Origin of the sequence: Anaerofustis stercorihominis, assembly GCF_005844425.1 — a bacterium.
GTDB classification, from domain to species: Bacteria; Bacillota; Clostridia; order Eubacteriales; family Anaerofustaceae; genus Anaerofustis; species Anaerofustis butyriciformans.
In genome coordinates, this window is the sequence record NZ_SPHL01000023.1 from 392 (window position 1) to 22,085 (window position 21,694).

A 21,694-nucleotide genomic window follows, 5' to 3' on the forward strand; every position below is an offset into this window, starting at 1 on the left:
TAGATTTAGCAGAATAATCTTTTTCAACTTTAACATCTTTTTTTTCTGAAAGTCTGCCTTGAAGTCTTTCAATATTACCAAGCCTGTCTTTTAATATTTCTATATCTGAAATAATTTTATTGTAATCTTTACCTTTTGTTTCTTTATTTACTTCTTTATTTTCATCATCTAAACTTTTTAAAGCATTATTCACATATTCTTGTTTTTTTCTTAAATCGTCAATTTGTTCTTGTAAAGATTTGTTTTCACTATATAAATTCAAAAACTTTGTATATAAATCATTATTTATATCTTTATATTTTTTTAATTCCTCAATTTTTTGTCTTATCTTTTCATTATCAGCTTCAACAGATTTATATTTAAAATATGTTATTTTTTCTTTATTTCTTGCAATATCATTTATGTTTCTTAGAATATCTTTTTTCTTATTTAAAAGTTCATTTAATCTTTTTTCAAGTTTATTTGCTTCTAAATAATATTCTCTGTTTTCTTCCATTGCCTTAATGGCGTCTTCTCTTGATTTTTTTAGTTGTTCAAGTTTAATGACACTGCTTCCATATTCTGATTTAGATTGCTTTCTTGTTCCTATTAAAGCTTTTTGTTTTTCTAAATAATCAATGGCTTTATTAACAGAAATTTTATTATTATTTCCTTTTTCATAATTCGCCAATGCTTCGCTTATTTCTCTTTTAAAATCTTTTTCTGTTTTGTTACCAAGTTGAGAAATTGAGATTGTATTATTATATAATACGCTGTTTAATTTTATAACAGGAGAAATAATTCTTTGTTTTGTAGATGCGTCATAAGGAAGTTTATCTGTTAAATCTTCACCTGTTATATTATCAAATAACTTAAATTCTTCATTTTGTTTATCAAAATTTCTTTCAATCCTATATTCTCTTTTACCAATATTAAACTCTAAGCTGCCTTTATATAAATCACTATTCCATGGTTTATATTTTTTATATTCATAAGAATAAATTTTATTTTTACTGTAAGGCTTAAAGAAACCGAAAAATACCCCTTGAATAAATTTATGCGCAGTTGATTTACCTGCTTCATTGTTACCATATATTACATTTAAACCATCTTCAAATTTTATTTCTTTATCTTTAAATTTACCAAAACTTTTAATGCCTAATTTTCTTATTTTCATCTATTTGGACCCCTCATTCAGAAGTGCATCTAGACCAAGATACAAAGCTTCAATATCTATTTCATTTTCTCTTCCTTTTAATGCGTCAATATATAAACCTATAATATTATCCTTATTTTCGGTATAAATTTTAGGTAAGAAATAATCTGCTGAAGTATTGTCTATTATTTCTGCATAATACAATTCTTCATTTAATCTGGTTTTAATGTCATCTATGGTTACAAGTTCACTTAATGTTCCCTTTAAATTTATTCTATATAAGAAATTATCAATGTTTCCATTTGCTTTTTCTTTAACTAAATTTACGATTTCTTCTAAAGAGTCAATTCCTGTTATATCAACATTTAAAACTTCAAATTGTTTAACATTGTTCTTTATTAATTTTACAGAAACTTTTTTATCCTCTATTTGGCCAAAAATATATCCATGATACCCTTTTTCTGAAAAATCATGAGGTTCAAGGCTACCAGGATAAACAGAATTATTTGATAATTTAACAGATTTATGAATATGTCCAAGAGCGCAATAATCAAAACCTGATTTTTCTAATTTTGATTTACTTACAGGTAAATAATTCCCATTTGGATTTAGTAAGTCACAATGAAGTAGTAATATATTAGTTTTTGTTTTATCAAGTTTAGGTATTTCTAAAATATCTTTATTATAATATTTCTTTAAAAAACTTAACCCATAAATACAAGTATTTAAGTCTTCTAATTCAACTTTTTCCAATTTATCACTATTAAAAATAGTAACGTTATTTGGGAAAGGAAGTAAATTATAAAAAGATTTTTCATGCATAAAATCATGATTACCCGCAACAATAAAAACTCTTACTTCTGGAATCATTTTAAATCCATCTATTATTCTATTTACATCACTTGCTCTTACAAGTTCATCTTCAAACAAATCACCTGCAATCAAGAGAATGTCAGCTTCTCTTTTTTTGCAGGCTTTAATAACTTTATTAAATGCTTTAAACAGATCCTCTCTTCTTTCTCTTGCAATGCTTTTATCAAAAGAAGATGAAAGAAAAGAGGTTCCGATATGCAAATCTGCTGTGTGTATAAATTTCATATTATATAGTCCTATCATTCAAAATTTTTATCATATTCCATGCTTTCCAAAGCAGCCAATGCTTCTTTGTACTTATAATCATTCTCTTCTTTTAAAGATTTTATCTTGTTTTCCTTTTGTGTTTCTTTTTCTGTTTTACTTAAAAGAATAGCTTCCATAAGATATGTGTAAAGCCATGAATTATCTTTATCTGAATTTATTAAATATGCTAAATCATTTGCAATTGTATTTATCTTTGAAATTTCGCTTATTCTTTCAATAAGCTGACCACTGACACGTTTGTTTTGTTTTTTTACCTTAATTAAATTTTTTACACAAGTTAAAATATATAACTCATAACTATCATAAAAATCTTTATCTTGTAAAACTCCCGTATCAACTGCAAGATCCAATATACTTCCGTCACTGTCTAATTTTTCAAGTATATCAACCTTTGAAAAAGTTTTTCCAAGTTTTCTTTCTGATTTTGTAAGCATGGCTTCTTCTTGTTCAACTGCACCAAACCTCTTACAAATCTCATTCATATCGGAAGTATCCATATTTTGTTCGGAAGCTTTTAAAAATAGTTCTTCATTTTCTTTAAAAATTTCTTCTTTTATTTTGGCAATACTCTTACCTGATTTTTTATTTGATAAAATTCTTTTTAATCTAATATAATGAAAATCGGCATACAAAGCTTGGTTTGCACAAATATAATAAGGTTTTTGCAAAATTCCTATATCAATATAATGCTTTATCATTCTTCCTGTTATGCTGTATCCGTCAGTTTTTAATCTTTGGATAAGCTCTTTCATTTTCATATAATATTCGCTCATAAATTCTCCTCTTAAAACTATTTAAATAGTTTATCTATATCAATTTTCTTACAATGCTTTATATCAATATTTAAAAGCACTTCGTCGCCTTCTTTCACTTTTTCATGAAAAAGACTTATAGGCAAAACACCTATTTGTAAATTTTCAAATTCTATTACAACTTTATCATTTTCAAATCTATCAATTATTCCCTTTATCATAATCACTTACTCGAATAAACTTCAATACTTCCGTTTTTATCTATAATAAATGCAATATTACCGTTTAAATCGGTTCTATATACTTTAACACCATGCTGTTCAAGCCTATTTAATGTTTCAGTTGAAGGATGAGAATATTTATTATCTTCTCCCACTCCTATCATTGCATATGTAGGTTGTATCTTTTCTAAAAATTCATCACTGGTAGATTTATAACTGCCATGATGAGCAACTTTTAAGATATCAACTTTACCGATCTTATTCATTATTTTTAGTTCTGCTTCTTCAAAAATATCTCCCGTAAATAAAACTTTTCTTCCGTTTGTATTTAATACACAAACGGCATCGGAGTTATCTAAATCATCAAGATCCATATCTTTTGTAGGAGAAATAAATTTTATATTATCAGTATCACTTAATTTTATCTCCACTCCACTTTTTGCTTCAGCAAAATAAAGATTTTTTTCTTCCATTTTAGATACCATATTTTTAAATGAAGTAGTAGTATGAGACATTTTTGGCATATAAACTTTTCCTACTTCAAAATTATCCAAAACATCACACATCCCTCCAATATGATCAGCATGTGGATGAGTAATGATAATATAATCTATCTTTTCAATATCTCTTTCTTTCAAATGGGAAACCAAATCTTGTGCATGATCTGTCTCACCTGTATCTACTAAGATATTTCCATATTCTTCGTTACTTATTAAAAAAGCATCCCCTTGTCCAACATCAATAGCTTCAACCAAAGTACTGCCAGGTTCAATATCTGTTATATAATCATTTCCCATAAAGTTTGATAGATGTTCAAATCCACCCGTAAGAAATGATACAAATATCACTATAAGCAGCACAACTACACTTAAAAGTTTTTTTATTTTTGACACTTCTATTACCTTGCTATATCGTTTCTGAAATAAGCACCGTCAAAAGTAATTTTATTTACTTCGTTATATACTTTTTCTCTTGCTTCGTCTAAAGTTTCTCCAACGGCACAGATATTTAGAACTCTTCCTCCGTTTGTAACAATGTCATCACCGTCTTTTTTTGTTCCTGCATGGAAAACAATAACATCATTACTTACATTTTCAAGTCCTTTTATAACTTTTCCGTTTTCATAACTTTCAGGATATCCTCCTGATACCATAACAACACAAACAGAAGGATTTTCTGACCATACAATGTCTTCTTCTTCCAAAATACCATCTGCAGTATTTAACATGATATTTGCAAGGTCGCTTTCAAGTCTAAGCATAACTGCTTGTGTTTCAGGGTCTCCAAAACGTACATTAAATTCAAGAACTTTTGGTTCTCCGTTATCAACCATTAAACCAATAAACAAAACACCTTTATAATCAAGTTCTTCTTTCTTAAATCCATTAATAATAGGATCTAAAATCTTAGTTCTTATTTTTGTGTTAAGTTTATCATCAAAAATTTTATTTGGTGAATAGTTACCCATTCCACCTGTATTTAAACCTTCATCATTATCGTATGCAGGTTTATAGTCTCTGGCACTTTCCATAGGAATAATTTTATTCCCGTCAACAAAGCATAAAGTAGAAAGTTCCGTACCTGTCAAGAATTCTTCAATAACAACACTGTTTCCTGATTCACCGAAAACCTTATCTATCATAATTTCTTTTAGTGCATTAATTGCCATTTCTTTATTTTCGCAAATAATTACACCTTTTCCAGCAGCAAGACCATCTGCTTTTACAACAACCGGATATCCGAATTTTTCAAGATTTTTAACACCCTCTTCATATGTTGTTACTTCTAAATATTTAGCTGTCGGTATCTTATATTTTTCAAGGAATCTCTTTGTTAAACCTTTGCTTCCTTCAAAAGCAGCACATTGTTTGTTAGGTCCAAACACTTTTAGACCTTCCTTTTCAAATTCATCAACGATACCCATGACTAATGGTAGTTCCGGACCTACAACAGTAAGTCCAATTTCATTTGTTTTTGCAAATTCTTTAAGTCCTTCAATATCATCAACTTTTATATCTACACACTCAGCAATGCTTTCAATACCGGCATTGCCAGGAGCACAGAACACTTCTGTTACAAGAGGACTCTCCTTTAATTTGTAAACTAATGCGTGTTCCCTACCACCGGAACCTACTACTAATACTTTCATTCTTAATTCTCCTTTTACGAATGTTTAAAATGTCTCATACCTGTAAATACCATGGCAATGCCATATTCATTACAAGCTTTTATTGAATCTTCATCTCTTATTGAACCACCGGGTTGAATAATTGCAGTTATTCCCGCTTCATGAGCCGCTTTTACACAATCATCAAATGGGAAGAATGCATCAGACGCCAAAACAGAACCCTTTACACTTTCTCCGCCTTGTTTTATTGCGTTTTCAAGTGCCCAAATTCTGCTTACTTGTCCAGGGCCGTTTGCTACTAATATTTTATCTTTTGCTAAAGAAATAGCATTTGATTTTGTATGTTTTACGGCTTTCCATGCAAATATTAAATCTTGCATTTCTTTATCCGTTGGTTTTCTGTTTGTTACAACTTTAAGTTCATCACTAAGAAGTTTTGTATCTCTTGATTGCATCAAAAGTCCACCCATTACTTTCTTAATATCTTTACCATCTTGATTGAACTTAATATCTGCAAGTTCCAATAATCTGATATTTTTCTTCTTTGTTAAAATTTCAATTGCATCGTCGCTGAAACTTGGAGCAACAACAACTTCAATAAATATATTACTGATTTGTGTTGCAGTTTCTTTATCAATTTCTTCGTTTGCAGCAATAATTCCACCAAAGATAGATTGAGGATCTGCTTCATAACATTTTTTAAATGCATTAGAAATAGAAGCATCACTTGCTATTCCGCAAGGATTAGAATGTTTAACGGCAACTACTGTTGGTTCGTCATTGTATTCTTTTAAGATTTCCAAAGCACCGTTTGTATCATTTATGTTGTTATATGAAAGTTCTTTACCATGAAGTTGTTTTGCTAATGGAAGAGAACCTTTCATAGGTTGTACTTCTTTATAGAATACAGCATCTTGATGAGGGTTTTCACCATATCTTAAATCCTGTGCTTTATCATAACAAAGAGTAAGAGTTTCAGGATATGAATCATCTCCAACTTTTTCTCTTAAATAGTTTGCTATTAATGTATCATAATAACTTGTAGACATAAAGACTTTTTTAGCTAAATTTAATTTTGTATCATAAGAAACTTCTCCATTTTCTTCAAGTTCCTTTAATACAACATCATAATCTTTAGGGTCAATAACAACCGCAACGTCTTGGAAATTCTTTGCAGCAGCTCTAAGCATTGTTGGTCCGCCGATATCTATATTTTCAATAGCATCTTCAAAAGTACATCCTTCTTTTAAAATTGTATTTTTGAAAGGATATAAATTTACGATAATCATATCAATTGGTTGTATTGATAAATCGAAAAGATGCTGCATATGTTCTTCATTATCTCTTTTTGCAAGAAGACCAGCCATGATTCCAGGATGAAGAGTTTTAACTCTTCCGTTTAAACATTCAGGGAAACCTGTAACTTCTTCAACAGAAATAACTTTTACACCTTCATCTTCAAGTGCTTTTTTTGTACCGCCTGTAGATATAATTTCTACACCCATTTCTTCTAATTTTCTGGCAACTTCTACAATACCTGTTTTATCAGAAACGCTTATAAGTGCTCTTTTTATCATTATATTCCTCCGTATTACTCTTTAATATAAACTATTCTGCCTCTAACTTCAAGTTTATCTAAGCAAAATAAACTTACAGCTTTAGGTAAAATCATATGTTCCACTTCAAGAACTCTTTTTTGTAAAATTTCCGGTGTATCATCGTATAATACAGGAACTGTTCCTTGTATTATGATAGGTCCGGTATCAGCTCCTTCATCAGCAAAATGAACTGTTGCGCCTGTTATTTTCGCACCATATTCAAGTACTGCTTGATGAACTTTTATTCCATAATAACCCTTTCCGCAAAAAGAAGGTATTAAAGATGGATGTATATTTATAATTCTATTTTTAAACTCTCTTGCAAATGAAGGGGATAATATTTTCATAAATCCTGCAAGAACAATAAGATCAATATCTCTTTTTACAAGCTCATCTTTTATAGCATCGGAAAAAGCCTGTCTTGAATCATAATCTTTGTTGTTTATAACCATTGTTTCGATATTTGCATTTTTTGCTCTTGTAAGACCGTAAGCATCTTCTTCATCTGAGATTACAACATCAATTATTCCGTCTTTTTTATGAACTTTGTCTATAACAGCTTGAAGGTTACTTCCTCCTCCACTGATTAAAACCGCAATTTTTTTTAAAGACATAATTCAATTTTCTCCTCACCTTTAATAACTTCACCAAGAACAACAGCATCTTCACCAAGAGCTTTTAATTCTTCTAAAGTTTTATCACAGTCTTCATCTCTTACAACTACAACAAAACCTATACCCATGTTAAATGTTGAGAACATTTCTTTTTTATCAATATTTCCCTCTTTGCTTATTAAATCAAATATAGGAAGTACATTTACTTTGTTTGTATCAACTTTTGCACAAAGTCCATCAGGAATTACACGTGGAATATTTTCTACAAATCCACCACCTGTAATGTGGCACATACCTTTAATATCAACTTTTTCAAGTAGTGATAAAATACTTTTAACATATATTTTTGTAGGAGTAAGAAGAGTTTTTCCTATTGTATCACCAAGAGATTCTACATAAGTATCAACATCATAATCCTTTACTTCAAAGAATAATTTTCTAAGAAGAGAATATCCGTTACTGTGAACACCACTTGAAGGTAGTCCAATAATTTTATCTCCTTCTTTTATATCTTTTCCTGAAATAAATTTATCTTTATCTACAACACCTACGCAAAAACCTGCAAGGTCATAATCATCTTCTTTATACATTCCAGGCATTTCAGCTGTTTCTCCACCTACAAGTGCACACATACCTTGTTTACAACCTTCACTTACACCTTTTACGATAGATTCAATTTTCTTTGGATAATTTTTTCCGCAAGCAATATAATCAAGGAAAAATAAAGGTCTTGCACCATGACATAAAATATCATTTACACACATTGCAACAAGGTCGATACCTACTGTATCATGTATATCTTGTTTGTGAGCAAGAATAAGTTTTGTACCAACACCATCTGTTCCGCTTATAAGTACAGGTTTTTTATAACCTTCAGGAAGCTCAACAGCACCACCAAAACTTCCAAGTCCAGTTAAAACATATTTACTGAAAGTTTCTTTTACATGTTTTTTTATTAGTTCAACACTTTCGTATCCGGCTTCTTTATCTACACCACTGTTTTTATAAGTTAATTTTTCCACTTTATTTACTACTCCTTACCTGTTCTTCTCTAAAAGGCACTTCCATTGGATAATCTCCGTTAAAGCAAGCCATACAATATCCTTTATCAAAATCTTTTACAGTTTGTTTTAATTCATCTATTGTTAAGTAATATAATGAGTCAGCTCCGATAAAATCTTTAATTTCTTCCAATGATAATTGAGAAGATATCAATTTTTCCCTATTAGGAGTATCAATACCGAAGAAGCAACTGTAAGATGTTGGAGGAGATGCAACTCTAAAGTGAATTTCTCTTGCTCCTGCTTTTCTTAATTTGTCAACAATTCTTTTTGAAGTTGTTCCTCTAACGATAGAGTCATCTATTAAAACAACACTTTTATCTTTAACGTTTGATTTTAAAATATTTAATTTTATATCAACACCTTCCTCACGCATAGCTTGTGTAGGCTGAATGAATGTTCTTCCAATATATCTGTTTTTAATTAAGCCCACACCGTAAGGAATTCCAGATTCTTCAGCATATCCGATTGCGGCAGAAACCCCACTGTCAGGAACAGCCATAACAACATCTGCATTAATCTTTCCTTTATCAGCTTTAGCAAGTAATTTTCCTGCCATAGCTCTTGATTCATGAACTTCATCTCCGTCAAGAATACTATCAGGTCTTGCAAAGTATACAAGCTCAAAAATACATCTTCTTGGCTTTGCCCAATTTTCTATTTTATAACTTTCAATGTGTTTATCGCTTATAACAATAATTTCACCAGGTTCAACATCTCTTACTAAAGTTGCCCCTATTGCATCAAGAGCACAAGATTCACTGGCAAGAGCATATCCACCATTTTCAAGTTTACCAAGACATAATGGTCTAAGTCCATATGGATCTCTTACACCGATTAACATATCTCCCATTGTAAGAACAAGAGCATATGCACCTTTTACAATTTGTCCTACTCTTTTTAATGCTTCAACTATACCAAATTTATAGTTTCTTGCTATTAAATTTGCGATAACTTCTGTATCAGAACTTGTCATAAAGATTACGCCTTCATCTTGAAGCATATTTTTAATTGCATCAGCATTAACAAGATTTCCATTATGAGCTAAAGCAATTTGCCAATCTTTACAATTTACAGTAAGAGGCTGTGCATTTTTAATATCACTATCCCCAGCTGTTGAATATCTTACATGACCAATTGCAATGTCACCTTTTTGTTTTTTTAATTCTTCTGATGTAAATACATCCCCAACAAGTCCCATACCTCTATGTTGTGTTATTTCAGTATCGTTGTTTACTGCTATACCACAACTTTCTTGTCCACGATGTTGTAGAGCATAAAGTCCTAAATATACATAAGCTGCTGTATTTTCAGGAGTATCTTGCAATACTCCCATTACACCACATTCATCTTTAAATTTATCTAATTGATACCCCAAAGTAAAATCTCCTTATTTTTTTAATTTAATAAATAATAAAGTATTCCTTATTCGCTTATTCTGCCTAAAACTTCTTTGTAAGTTTCTTCTACATCACCAAGGTCTCTTCTGAATCTGTCTTTGTCCATTTTTCTGTTTGTATCTTTATCCCATAATCTACATGTATCAGGAGAAATTTCGTCAGCTAAAACGATTTTTCCGTTACATCTACCAAACTCGATTTTAAAATCAATTAATTTTAAGTTGTGTTTTAAGAAGAAATCTTTTAGTAATTCATTAATTTTAAATGTATATTCTTTAATTGTATCAATTTCTTCTTGTGTTGCAAGTCCCATTGCAAGAACATGATAATCATTAATTAAAGGATCATCAAAATCATCGTTTTTATAACAGAATTCAAATACTGTAGGATTTAGTTCTTTTCCTTCTTCAAGTCCTAAATTTTTACAAATTGAACCTGCTGCAACATTTCTTATAATAACTTCTACAGGTACGATTTCAACAGCTTTTACAAGTTGATGAGTATCGTCAAGAACTTTGATTAAGTGTGTAGGAACACCGGCTTCTTCAAGCATACCAAAGATTATACCTGTAAATTTATTATTTACAATACCTTTGTTTGCAATTGTATCTTTTTTCTTACCGTTAAATGCTGTTGCATCATCTTTATATTCAATAATATATTCATCTGCTTTTTCTGTTTTAAATACTTTTTTTGCTTTTCCTTCATATAACATTTCTAATTTTTCCATTTTTAACACCCCTTAAATTCTTTCTTGTAATTTTTTATCTTTTTCAACTACTTCTTCTTCCATTTTTACTTTGTAGTCTTCAAGTTTTTTATCCAAGTCTTTATCTTTAAGCGCCATCATTTGAATAGCTAATAAAGCTGCATTTTCAGCTCCGTCAACAGCAACTGTTGCAACAGGAATTCCTTTTGGCATTTGAACTATACTTAGTAGTGAATCCATACCACCCATTAATGAAGTTTTAATTGGAATTCCAATTACAGGCAGAGTTGTCATTGCTGCCAAAACTCCTCCTAAATGAGCAGCTTTTCCCGCTGCCGCTATTATTACTTCAAATCCGTTTGCTTTTGCATTTCTTGCAAACTCTTCAGCTTGTCTTGGTGTTCTGTGAGCTGAAATAACTCTTGCTTCATATTCAACACCAAATTCTTTTAACACTTTTAAACCTTTTTCTACAACTCCAAGATCAGAGTCGCTTCCCATAATAACTGCTACTTTTCCCATTAGTTTCTCCTTTTATTTGAAATATTCTACACCACTTAAGAAAATATTTTGTTCCATTTCTCCATAAATATTTTTATATAAGTTGCTTCCTTTTCTTTCACTGTGTCCCATCTTACCTAAAATTCTTCCATCAGGTGATGTGATACCTTCTATTGCACATACACTTCCGTTTTGGTTAACTCTTGGTGAAACAGATAAATTACCGCTTTCATCTGTGTATTGTGTTGCAACTTGTCCGTTATCTATAAGTTTTTGTAAAACTTCTTCATTACATACAAATCTTCCTTCTCCATGAGATATAGGATTTACAAATGTATCGCCTACATTAACATTTTTAAACCATGGAGATAGGTTTGATGCAACTTTTATATATGAAATATTTGCTATGTGTCTGTTTATTAAGTTAAATGTAAGAGTTGGGCTTGTTTCATCAAGATCTCTTATTTCTCCGTAAGGAACAAGACCTGTTTTGATTAAAGCTTGGAAGCCGTTACAAATACCAAGCATTAAGCCGTCTCTGTTTTTAAGTAAATCCATAACCGCATCTTTTATTCTTTCATTTTTAAATACGCTTACGATAAACTTAGCAGAACCATCAGGTTCATCACCGGCTGAGAAACCGCCGGGTAGGGCAATAATTTGAGAATTTCTTATTCTCTTTTCAAGTTCGATTACAGAATCTTCTATATCGTTTTGAGTTTTGTTTTTAAATACAAATATATCACTGTTTCCGCCTGCTTCATTAAAAGCTTTTGCAGTATCATATTCGCAGTTTGTTCCAGGGAATACGGGAACGATAACTTTTGGAGAAGCAATGCTTGTTTTTCTTGTTATTATACTTCCTTTTGTATAACTGATTTCTTTTACGTCTGTTTCAATTCCGCTGTCAATTGGGAATACGCTAAGCAATGGATTTTCCCATTCTTTTATAAGCATTTCAAGGTCAAGAACTTCACCTTTAACTCTTATTTCTTTTTCGCTTATTGTTTTACCAAGCAAAACAGCATTTTCGTTTTCTATTGTTTCGCTTGTTTCAATGATGATATCACCATAATTTTTAGCATAAATATCATAGTCTGAATCTAAAAATTCAAAACCGATTTTATTACCGAAACACATTTTTGAAACAGCTTCACAAGCACCGCCGACAGTTATTGATTTTGAAGCTTTTACTTTTCCTTGTTCAATTAATTCATGAACCAAATCAAAGGCTTTTCTTACGCTTTCAAACTCAGGAGTGTTATTTTCTGTTTTATTTATTTTAATTACATATACATTATTTCCTGCCTTCTTAAATTCACTGCTTACAACTTTATCGGCATTTACAATACCAACAGCAAATGAAACAAGTGTTGGAGGAACATCTATATCTTCAAAAGAACCAGACATACTGTCTTTTCCTCCGATTGCAGGAGTATTAAGTTCAAGTTGTACTTTTAAAGCACCAAGAAGTGCAATAAATGGTTTTGCCCATCTTGTAGGGTCTTTTCTAAGTCTTTCAAAATATTCTTGGAATGAAAGTCTTAATTTTTTATAATCAGCACCTATTGCAACTGCTTTTGAAACAGAAGAAACAACTGCATAAATTGAACCAAGATATGGATTTTCACTTAATAATTCAGGGTCAAATCCATTTGTCATTACAGTTGCTGTTTTTGTATCTCCTTTTTCAAGAGGTACTTTCGCTACCATTCCGTCAACTTCACTTAACATATATTTTCCGCCGTAAGGCATCAAAACATTGTTTGCCCCGATAGTATTGTCAAAATATTCAACAAGTCCTTTTTGAGAACAAACATTGTGATTTTTAAGTATATTTATAAAGTTTTCTTTATTTGTTTTATTTTTATCAGCTAAGGAAGATATAACATTTGAAGTTTTTCCAACTTTAATGCTTGCATTTTTGCTTGCTCCGTTAGTATCAACAAAACTTCTTTTGATTTTTAATACTTCTTCGCCGTCTTTTGTCATTACGATATTACCGTCATCAGTTACTGTTGCAACTTGAACGGCTTCAAGATTTTCTTTTCTTGCAGCTTCTATGAATTTTTCTTTATCTTCTTTTGCTATTACAACGGCCATTCTCTCTTGAGATTCACTTATTGCAATTTCAGTAGCATCAAGACCTTCATATTTTTTAAGTACACTATCAAGATTAATATTTAAGCTATCAGCAAGTTCACCTACTGCAACACTCACTCCGCCTGCACCGAAGTCGTTACATTTTTTAATCATTTTTGCAACTTCATCAGTTCTAAATAATCTTTGAAGTTTTCTTTCTTCTATAGGATTACCTTTTTGTACTTCACTTCCTGCAGTTAATACTGATTTTTCAGTATGTTCTTTTGAAGAACCACTGGCACCTCCGATACCGTCTCTACCTGTTCTTCCGCCAACAAGAACGATTATATCTCCAGGATCAGATGTAAGTCTTTTTACGTTTTCTTCTTTTGCAGCAGCTATAACTGCACCAATTTCCATCCTTTTGGCTACATAATTTGGATGATAATATTCTTTAACTTGTCCTGTTTGAAGTCCGATTTGGTTTCCGTATGAAGAGAAACCATGACAAGCACCTGTTGTAATCTTTCTTTGTGAAAGTTTACCTTTTAAAGTTTTATCATATGCTACAGTAGGGTCTGCACTACCGGTAACTCTCATTGATTGATATACATAACTTCTACCTGAAAGGGGATCTCTTATTGCTCCACCAAGACAAGTAGCTGCACCACCGAATGGTTCTATTTCTGTTGGGTGGTTGTGTGTTTCATTTTTAAACATGATAAGATATTTTTCATCTTTTCCGTCAACATCTACATCAGCTCTTATACTGCAAGCATTTATCTCATCACTTTCTTCAAGATCCTTTAATAAACCTCTTGCTTTTATTTCTTTTGTTCCTATTACTGCCATATCCATAAGAGTAACAGGTTTATTTTTACCTACATATATTTTTTCTCTAAGAGCCATATATTCATCATATGTCTCTTTGATTTCATCATTTATTCCGCCAGCTTCAATATCAATGTCTGTTAAATGAGTAGAAAAAGTTGTATGACGACAATGGTCAGACCAATATGTATCAAGAACTCTTATTTCTGTAAGAGTAGGATTCCTTTTTTCGTCATTTTTAAAATATTCTCTTATAAGTTTTAGGTCGTTTATATCCATTGCAAGACCCATTTCACTTAAAAGATTTTCAAGATACTCATCATCAGAATCAATAAAACCTTCAATTATAGGAGTTTTTTTAACTTCTACTTTTTCATCTTCCATATCGATTTTACTGTCAACTTCGACTTCTCTTGAATCGACAGGATTTATCAAATAATTTTTAATTTTTAATAATTCATCATTACTGATATCGCCATAAAGAACATAAACTCTTGCATTTTTAACCTTTAATTGTTCATTGTTCATAATTAAATTAGCACATTGTTCTGCAGAATCTGCTCTTTGGTCATATTGTCCCGGAAGGTATTCTATACCAAATAATGTTGCACCGCTAAATTCAGGCAATTTATCAACATAAATATTATCAACGTTAACTTCACTTAAAACATTGTTAACTAAATTTTCAAAATGTTCTTCGCCATCAACTAAAATATCATATCTATTAAATATGTTTACTTTAGTTAAAGAAGAAATATTTAAGTTGATTTTTAAATCACTTAATAAATTTGCACCTGAGGTATCAAACCCATCCTTTTTACCTATAAATACTCTTTTTATCATCTCTTACTCCAAATCATGTAATAATATTATTAAAAAAGTTAAACTTTTATGTATTAATTAATAATAACATATTTTTATATATTTTAATTAGTATTTTTATATATTTTTATATAAAAAGTTAAAAAATTTTGTTATATATTCCTAATATATAATACCTATAATATATAAAAATGCAAATAATAAAAACACAAAAAACTCTCCTTTAAGGAGAGCTTTTTGTTATACACCCTGCTTATTTAGTCTAATAAGTTCTGTAGGTGTAAAGTTATGTTTTGGGGTGTATCCCTCGATTGGCATTATATTTTCATGAAAGGCGTCAATAATCCAATCGCTTTGAGGGAAGAAAGTATGATCAAGTTCATGCGCAGGAGTAATCCAGTTTTTTGCTCCCACAACAACAGCAGGTCCGTCAAGATAATCAAAAGCAAGTCTTGTAATATTACTTGCCATATCTTGAAGATATGAACCTCTTTCACATGCATCTGATGCAAGAATAATTTTGCCTGTTTTCTTAACAGATTCTATTACTTTTTCATAGTTAAACGGAACAAGACTTCTTGCATCTATTACTTCTGCACTTATTCCATATTCTTCAAGTTTATCAGCAGCTCCTAATGCTGTATATAATGTAGGACCGATTGTAAGTATTGTAACATCGTTTCCTTTTCTCTTTATGCTTGGTTCACCAAATTCTATTTCATAATAGCCTTCTGGAACACTTTCTTCAAATTCTTCACCTTTGTCATACATTTTTTGACTTTCAACAAATATAACAGGATCTGTTCCTCTAAGTGCTGAATTCATAAGACCTTTTGCATCATAAGGAGTATTTGGATAAACAACTTTTAGTCCTGGAATATGTGTGCAAAGTCCGCTCCAGTCCTGAGAATGTTGTGCCCCATATTTATTTCCAACAGGAAGTCTAAGTATTACAGGAATCTTAAGTACTCCGGCACTCATTGCATGCCATTTTGCCATTTGATTAAATACTTCATCTCCACATCTACCGATAAAATCAGCATACATAAGTTCTGCAATAACTCTTCCCCCTGCCATAGCATAACCTACGGCTGTTCCAACTATGGCAGCTTCAGAAATAGGAGAATTGAATAATCTGTGATATGGAAGAGCTTCTGTTAATCCTCTATATACTGCAAAAGCACCTCCCCAGTCACGACATTCTTCGCCGTAGGCAATAAGTGTAGAGTCATTTTTATAACCTTCAACTATCGCTTCAAACAAACCATCCCTTATTTGAAAAACTTTGTTTTTAGATACTTTTTTACCATCTTCATCATAAGCACTTCTTACTTTTCTTTCTATTGCTTTTATTCTTGGATTATCTTCAAGATTAATTTCAGGAACTCTGCTTTCATCTCTGTTTACTATCTTTTCATTAGAAAACATAATATTTTCCATAAGTTCAGGATGATTATCAAGATCCATTCTTGGTGATATTTCAGGGTCTATTGAAAGTTTGACAGCTTTTTTAATATCTTCTCTTACTGCAAGTTCTATTTCCTTTAAATCTTCCTTAGTGCATACACCAGCTTCTACCATTTGATTTCCAAAATCAACGATTGAATCTTGTTCTTCCCATGCAGCAATTTCTTCTTTTGTTCTATATGTAGAAGAGTCTGATGGAGAGTGACCTGAGAATCTATAAGTAACAACTTCAAGAAGTACCGGACCTTCTCCGCTTTCAACTATTTTTCTCTTTCTTCTATATGCATCTATAACAGCAAGAGGATTATAACCGTCAACCCTTTCAGCATGCATTTGGTTAGGAGTAACCCCAGCCCCTAATCTTGCAACCATACCATAAGCCATTGTTTCACCTTTAGTTTGACCACCCATACCATAACTATTATTAAATACATTATAAATAATAGGAAGTCCGCCGTTAAATCCATCTTCCCAAAGCTCTCTAAATTGATCCATACTTGCGAAGTTCATTGATTCATATACAGGACCGCATCCAATTGCACCATCTCCACAGTTTGCAATTACTATACCTTTTTTCTGATTTGCTCTTTTATATAATGCAGCACCTGTAGCTATAGGAGCAGAGCCCCCTACAATGGCATTATTAGGATAAAGACCAAAAGGTAAGAAATAAGCATGCATTGAACCACCAAGACCTTTTGAAAAGCCTGTTTCTTTTGCAAATATTTCAGCTAAAAATCCATATAAATAAAATTCTCTTGCTATATCTTTTACATCAGTTGAAGTTGTATTTTCTTTTATTATTTTATAGATTTTTCCACCATCAAATTCTTCCATTATTTTAGTTAATTCTTCATCGCTTAATTTTTCTATGGCAGATAAACCTTTCGCCAAAACTTCACCATGAGAACGATGAGAACCGAAAGAATAATCGTCAATGGTTAAATCAAATGCTTGACCTACATAAGCTGCTTCCTGACCAATTGCAAGATGAGCAGGACCTGGATTATTATATTCCATTCCTTCATATTCGCTTCTTGTTTTTATTAAGTTAAGCATTGTTTCAAATTCTCTAATATACCACATATCTCTGTAAATTCTTTTAAATTCATCAGTAGAGAATTCATCAAGTACATCTTTAACCTTTTTTTGATAATCATTAACTTTTATATCTTCGAATTTTATCGTGCCTTTTTTTCTAACTTCGTTTGGGTCAACATATAAACTTTTAGTCATTTTACTTTCTCCTTATATACTAAATATTGCCTCTCTTATTATTTCGCCAACACTTGGATGAGGGAATACTACCTTTTTTATTTCCTCTATATTCATATTACTTTCAACCATTGTTGCAGCTGCCAAGATAATTTCACTTGAGTAATTTCCCATCATGTGAACACCTATTAAGGTATTCCATTTTTTATCTACAATTATTTTTATTATTCCGCTTCCGCCTTCATTTTCAGCTACATATCTTCCAGAATACTGCATAGGAAGTTGTTTTACTATAAAATCAATACCCTTTTCTTCAGCACTTTGCTCACTTTCTCCCACACTTGCAATTTCAGGATTGGTATAAATTACACTTGGCACAGCATTATATTTCATTCTGTCTTTCTTACCTAAAATATTATTAACTGCAACTTCCGCCTCTCTGTATGCTGTATGAGCTAACATAACGCCACCTACACAGTCTCCAACTGCATATACGTTTGCTATATTTGTCTGTTGTTTTTCATCTACTTTTATACAGCCTCTTTCGGTATATACATTCAAATTTTCAAGACCTATTCCGTTAATATTTGCTCTTCTTCCTATTGATAACAATACTTTGTCTGCTTCAACTTTATTTTCTTCACCATTCTTTTCAAAGTAAACAAATTTATCATCAACTTTAGTTACTTTTGATTCTAAATAGAATTTAACACCTTTTTTCTCATATTCTTTCTTTAAACTTTCAGATATTGTTATATCTGTAGGACCGGCAATTTTACCCATCATTTCAACTACTGTAACTTCACAACCTATAGAGTTAAAATAACTTGCCATTTCAAGACCGATAACTCCGCCTCCTATAACAACTAATTTCTTTGGAGCTTCTTTTAGTGAAAGAATTTCTTTATTTGTTAAAACAAATCCGCTTCCAAGTCCTTCTTTTACTCCAGGAATAGGAGGTTTTACACTATCAGATCCTGTCGCAATAATCAAATATGTACTTTCTTTTATCTCACCGTTTACTTCTACTTGAATTTTACCGTCTTTTTTTTCTTTGATTTGAGCATCACCCATAATAACTTCTACTTTTTTTGATTTTAATGCCATAGAAACACCACCAACAAGAGTTTTAACAACCTTATTTTTTCTATCTATTACAGCACTATGATCAATTGTTATATCCTTTGCACTTATGCCGTATTTATCACCGTGTAATGCTCCATCATAAAGTTTTGCAGAATATAATAATGTTTTTGTAGGTATACAGCCTTCGTTTAAACATACTCCACCAATATGCTCTTTTTCAATAAGTAAAGTCTTTTTACCTTCGGCTGATATTCTTTCAGCAGCAAGATATCCGCCTGGGCCTGCACCTATAACGATTACATCATACATAAAAATTTACCTCCTATTTAGCAAGCAAAGCAGAGAAATTTTCAAGCGCTTCGCATAAATCCTTTAATAATCTTGCTGCATCAGCACCATCTACTGCTCTATGGTCACATGTAAGTGATAAGTTCATTGCTTTATATGGAACAATATTTCCATCTACAACTTTTATTTTATCAACAAGACCACAAACACCTAAGATACCTGTTTGAGGTGGATTTACTATTGGAGTAAAACTTTCTATTCCCATAGAACCCAAATTACTTACGGTAAATGTAGCACCGCTCAATAAATCAGGGCTTATCTTACCTTCACTTGCCATAGAACCAAGTTCTTTTGATCTTTTTGATATTTCATTTAAAGACATCTTGTTTGCATTAAATATTGTAGGAACTAAAAGTCCTCTCTTTGTATCAACAGCCATACCTAAATGAACATTGTTAAATACTCTCAATTTTTCATCATCATAATGAGCATTAAAGCTCTTGTGATTTAAAATAATTCTTGATACTGCGTACATTATTATGTCGTTTACGGTAATCTTTTCAAGTCCCAAACTTTCCATTGATGATTTTATAGTCTTTCTATAATTCATCATGTTTGTAGTATCAAAGCTACGATTAAATGTAAGTTGAGCCATATTGCTTAAAGATGCATGCATTGATTTTGCAATAACTTTTCTTACATTTGAATGAGGAATATCTTCATATTCATTTATTGTATCGTTTACATTTTCATTAATAAAAATAGAACTTTCTTCTTGTTGAATTTCATTATTGATTTTATATCCATTTTTAGCCAAAGTTAAAATATCTCTTTCTATTACCCTTCCGTTTGGACCTGTGGCAACAGCTTTGTCTAAATCTAAATGTTTTTCTTCTGCAAGCATTCTTGCTCTTGGAGAAACTTTGTTTTCACCAGAAACTGAAGATAAAGTAACTTGTGTTTTTTCTACTTCAACTTTCTTTTCTTCTACGTCGTTTTTTACTTCTTCTTTTACTTCGTTTCCTTCTTTAGATAAAAATTCACTTATGTCTTCACCTTCACTGCCAATCACACAAACAATATCAAGACAAGGTACATCGTCACCTTCTTCTGCCAAAATCTTCAAAATTGTTCCGCTTACATTGGCTTCTTCTTCAAAAGCAGATTTATCTGTTTCATATTCAAATAAAACATCACCCTCCTTTACGCTGTCTCCTTCTTTTACGTTCCAATTAGTAATAATACAACTTTCTACCGATTGCCCTTGTCTAGGCATTATTACGCCCGTTGCCATAATTACCTCCTTAAAATATTATGTTAAATTTTTATAAAGTTATCTAAAATATAATCAGCAATCCTTTCAGAGCTTTTTCCGTCTTTATATTTAAAATGTGTATCAATAAATTTATCATATTCGCTAAAATCAAAATTACCTTCTTTGATAATATCTATTACCTGATCAGTTTTATATGCTCTTTTTCCTATTACTTCTTTTTTAAAATCTTGATAAAATCCAGGATTATCATTATATTCATCAAGATCATATACATATAGTATAAGAGGCTTTCTCAAAACAGAATATTCAATTATCGCAGAAGAATAATCAGTAATAAAAATATCACAAACCGGCATTATTTTATTTAAAATATCCTCTTTATCAAGATTAATCAAAAATTCACTATCTTCAGTTTCTTCTGATTTTGCACTTAAATGTGGTTTATACAAAAGAACATATCCCAAATCTTTAAGCTCTTCTTCCATTTTTTTCATATTTAAATGTAGTTCAGTTTCTGCATCACTTCCTCTACCTCTAAATGTAGGAGCATAAAGAATAATTTTTTTATCTTTAAGCTTAGGATATTTTTCATAAAATTCTCTTTTTACTCTTGATAATATTTCTTCATCAAAAAACAAGTCTGTTCTTGCACTTCCAAGAACCAAAATTTTATCTTCATCCATCCCAAAAGCAGTTGCATAATGCTCTTTTGAAAAATCACTTCCCATAATACAGTAATCGTAATTTTTATGTCTAAATTTATCTTCAACACTTTCCCCTTCGTTTACTGCATCATTACCGAATTTCTTAAGTGCACCTGCTGCATGCCAAACTTGTATTACAGTTGTTTTCTTTTTATGCTTTATTATATGAACAGGAAAATATGCATTATCCACTATTAATACTCTTGATGTAGCTAAATGGTAAATATCTCGTACAAGTCTTAATAAATAAAATATTTTTCCTACAAACGAATAGCTGTATTGTTCAAATAGAAAAACGTATTTTAAATCTTTTCTTTTTTTGTATAAAGCTCTATATATATATTTAATATTGCCATCCAAAACAGTATTTCTTGGTGAAGCAAATGTAATTTTTCGTTTATTTACCGGTATTAGGTAAAATATATAATAAAATAAATGCAAAAATATATTTGATAAAATGTATTCTGTATAATTCATAAAAAATCCTTTCAAACTAGTTATATTCACATTATACTTTACAAAGTTTCTTTTGTCAAAGATTTTAAAGATAAAAAGTAAAAATAACTTTTTTTTATTTTTCTTACGAAAGCAAATGTAACACATGTTAATTTTAGTTAATAAAAATTTAATTTTCAGACAAATTAATAATCACTATACTTTTTTT

Annotated in this window: 17 protein-coding genes; all 17 read right to left on the reverse strand. The window is 30.8% G+C overall.

Translation table 11 applies throughout. The features are described from left to right. A partial coding sequence (locus tag FGQ49_RS06835; protein ID WP_138269148.1) for an ATP-binding protein occupies positions 1–1,156 on the reverse strand: 1,156 nt, incomplete at its 3' end. Continuing rightward, positions 1,157–2,233, reverse strand: a complete 1,077-nt coding sequence (locus tag FGQ49_RS06840) for a metallophosphoesterase family protein (protein WP_171020628.1) — start codon at positions 2,231–2,233, stop codon at positions 1,157–1,159. A 14-nt stretch (positions 2,234–2,247) separates the two neighbouring features. Beyond that, entirely contained in the window at positions 2,248–3,048 is an 801-nt protein-coding gene (locus tag FGQ49_RS06845) for a hypothetical protein (RefSeq protein ID WP_138269124.1), read from the reverse strand. Between the two features lie 17 nt (positions 3,049–3,065). After that, positions 3,066–3,248 carry a DUF3006 family protein gene (locus tag FGQ49_RS06850; RefSeq protein WP_138269125.1) on the reverse strand — a complete coding sequence of 61 codons (183 nt, stop codon included), beginning with the start codon at positions 3,246–3,248 and terminating at the stop codon, positions 3,066–3,068. A gap of 2 nt (positions 3,249–3,250) precedes the next feature. Further along, positions 3,251–4,141 (reverse strand): ComEC/Rec2 family competence protein, encoded by an 891-nt coding sequence (locus tag FGQ49_RS06855; protein ID WP_138269126.1) that lies wholly within the window; start codon positions 4,139–4,141, stop codon positions 3,251–3,253. Positions 4,142–4,146: 5 nt separating this feature from the next. After that, entirely contained in the window at positions 4,147–5,397 is a 1,251-nt protein-coding gene (gene purD, locus FGQ49_RS06860) for a phosphoribosylamine--glycine ligase (protein WP_138269127.1), read from the reverse strand. A 14-nt stretch (positions 5,398–5,411) separates the two neighbouring features. Further along, entirely contained in the window at positions 5,412–6,953 is a 1,542-nt protein-coding gene (purH, locus tag FGQ49_RS06865) for a bifunctional phosphoribosylaminoimidazolecarboxamide formyltransferase/IMP cyclohydrolase (protein WP_138269128.1), read from the reverse strand. Between the two features lie 14 nt (positions 6,954–6,967). After that, positions 6,968–7,588, reverse strand: coding sequence for a phosphoribosylglycinamide formyltransferase (gene purN, locus FGQ49_RS06870; protein WP_138269129.1), 621 nt, complete (start codon positions 7,586–7,588; stop codon positions 6,968–6,970). Then, positions 7,579–8,610, reverse strand: a complete 1,032-nt coding sequence (purM, locus tag FGQ49_RS06875; RefSeq protein WP_138269130.1) for a phosphoribosylformylglycinamidine cyclo-ligase — start codon at positions 8,608–8,610, stop codon at positions 7,579–7,581. The genes purN and purM overlap by 10 nt, the downstream gene beginning before the upstream one ends. Before the next feature lies 1 nt (position 8,611). Then, positions 8,612–9,985: an amidophosphoribosyltransferase gene (gene purF, locus FGQ49_RS06880; RefSeq protein WP_138269149.1), complete on the reverse strand. Its 1,374-nt coding sequence runs from the start codon at positions 9,983–9,985 to the stop codon at positions 8,612–8,614. Between the two features lie 89 nt (positions 9,986–10,074). Continuing rightward, positions 10,075–10,779 carry a phosphoribosylaminoimidazolesuccinocarboxamide synthase gene (gene purC / locus FGQ49_RS06885; RefSeq protein WP_138269131.1) on the reverse strand — a complete coding sequence of 235 codons (705 nt, stop codon included), beginning with the start codon at positions 10,777–10,779 and terminating at the stop codon, positions 10,075–10,077. A 12-nt stretch (positions 10,780–10,791) separates the two neighbouring features. Then, positions 10,792–11,280 (reverse strand): 5-(carboxyamino)imidazole ribonucleotide mutase, encoded by a 489-nt coding sequence (gene purE / locus FGQ49_RS06890; protein WP_138269132.1) that lies wholly within the window; start codon positions 11,278–11,280, stop codon positions 10,792–10,794. A gap of 12 nt (positions 11,281–11,292) precedes the next feature. After that, positions 11,293–15,015, reverse strand: coding sequence for a phosphoribosylformylglycinamidine synthase (locus FGQ49_RS06895; RefSeq protein ID WP_138269133.1), 3,723 nt, complete (start codon positions 15,013–15,015; stop codon positions 11,293–11,295). Between the two features lie 219 nt (positions 15,016–15,234). Then, the gene (locus FGQ49_RS06900) at positions 15,235–17,697 is read right to left on the reverse strand and encodes an alpha-ketoacid dehydrogenase subunit alpha/beta (protein ID WP_138269134.1); all 2,463 of its coding nucleotides are present in this window, start codon (positions 17,695–17,697) and stop codon (positions 15,235–15,237) included. Positions 17,698–17,709: 12 nt separating this feature from the next. Then, positions 17,710–19,071, reverse strand: a complete 1,362-nt coding sequence (gene lpdA / locus FGQ49_RS06905) for a dihydrolipoyl dehydrogenase (RefSeq protein ID WP_138269135.1) — start codon at positions 19,069–19,071, stop codon at positions 17,710–17,712. A gap of 13 nt (positions 19,072–19,084) precedes the next feature. Then, complete coding sequence (locus FGQ49_RS06910; protein ID WP_138269136.1) at positions 19,085–20,344, reverse strand: dihydrolipoamide acetyltransferase family protein; 1,260 nt, start codon at positions 20,342–20,344, stop codon at positions 19,085–19,087. 23 nt (positions 20,345–20,367) lie between these two features. After that, the gene (locus FGQ49_RS06915; RefSeq protein WP_171020630.1) at positions 20,368–21,507 is read right to left on the reverse strand and encodes a CDP-glycerol glycerophosphotransferase family protein; all 1,140 of its coding nucleotides are present in this window, start codon (positions 21,505–21,507) and stop codon (positions 20,368–20,370) included. Positions 21,508–21,694 lie beyond the last annotated feature (187 nt).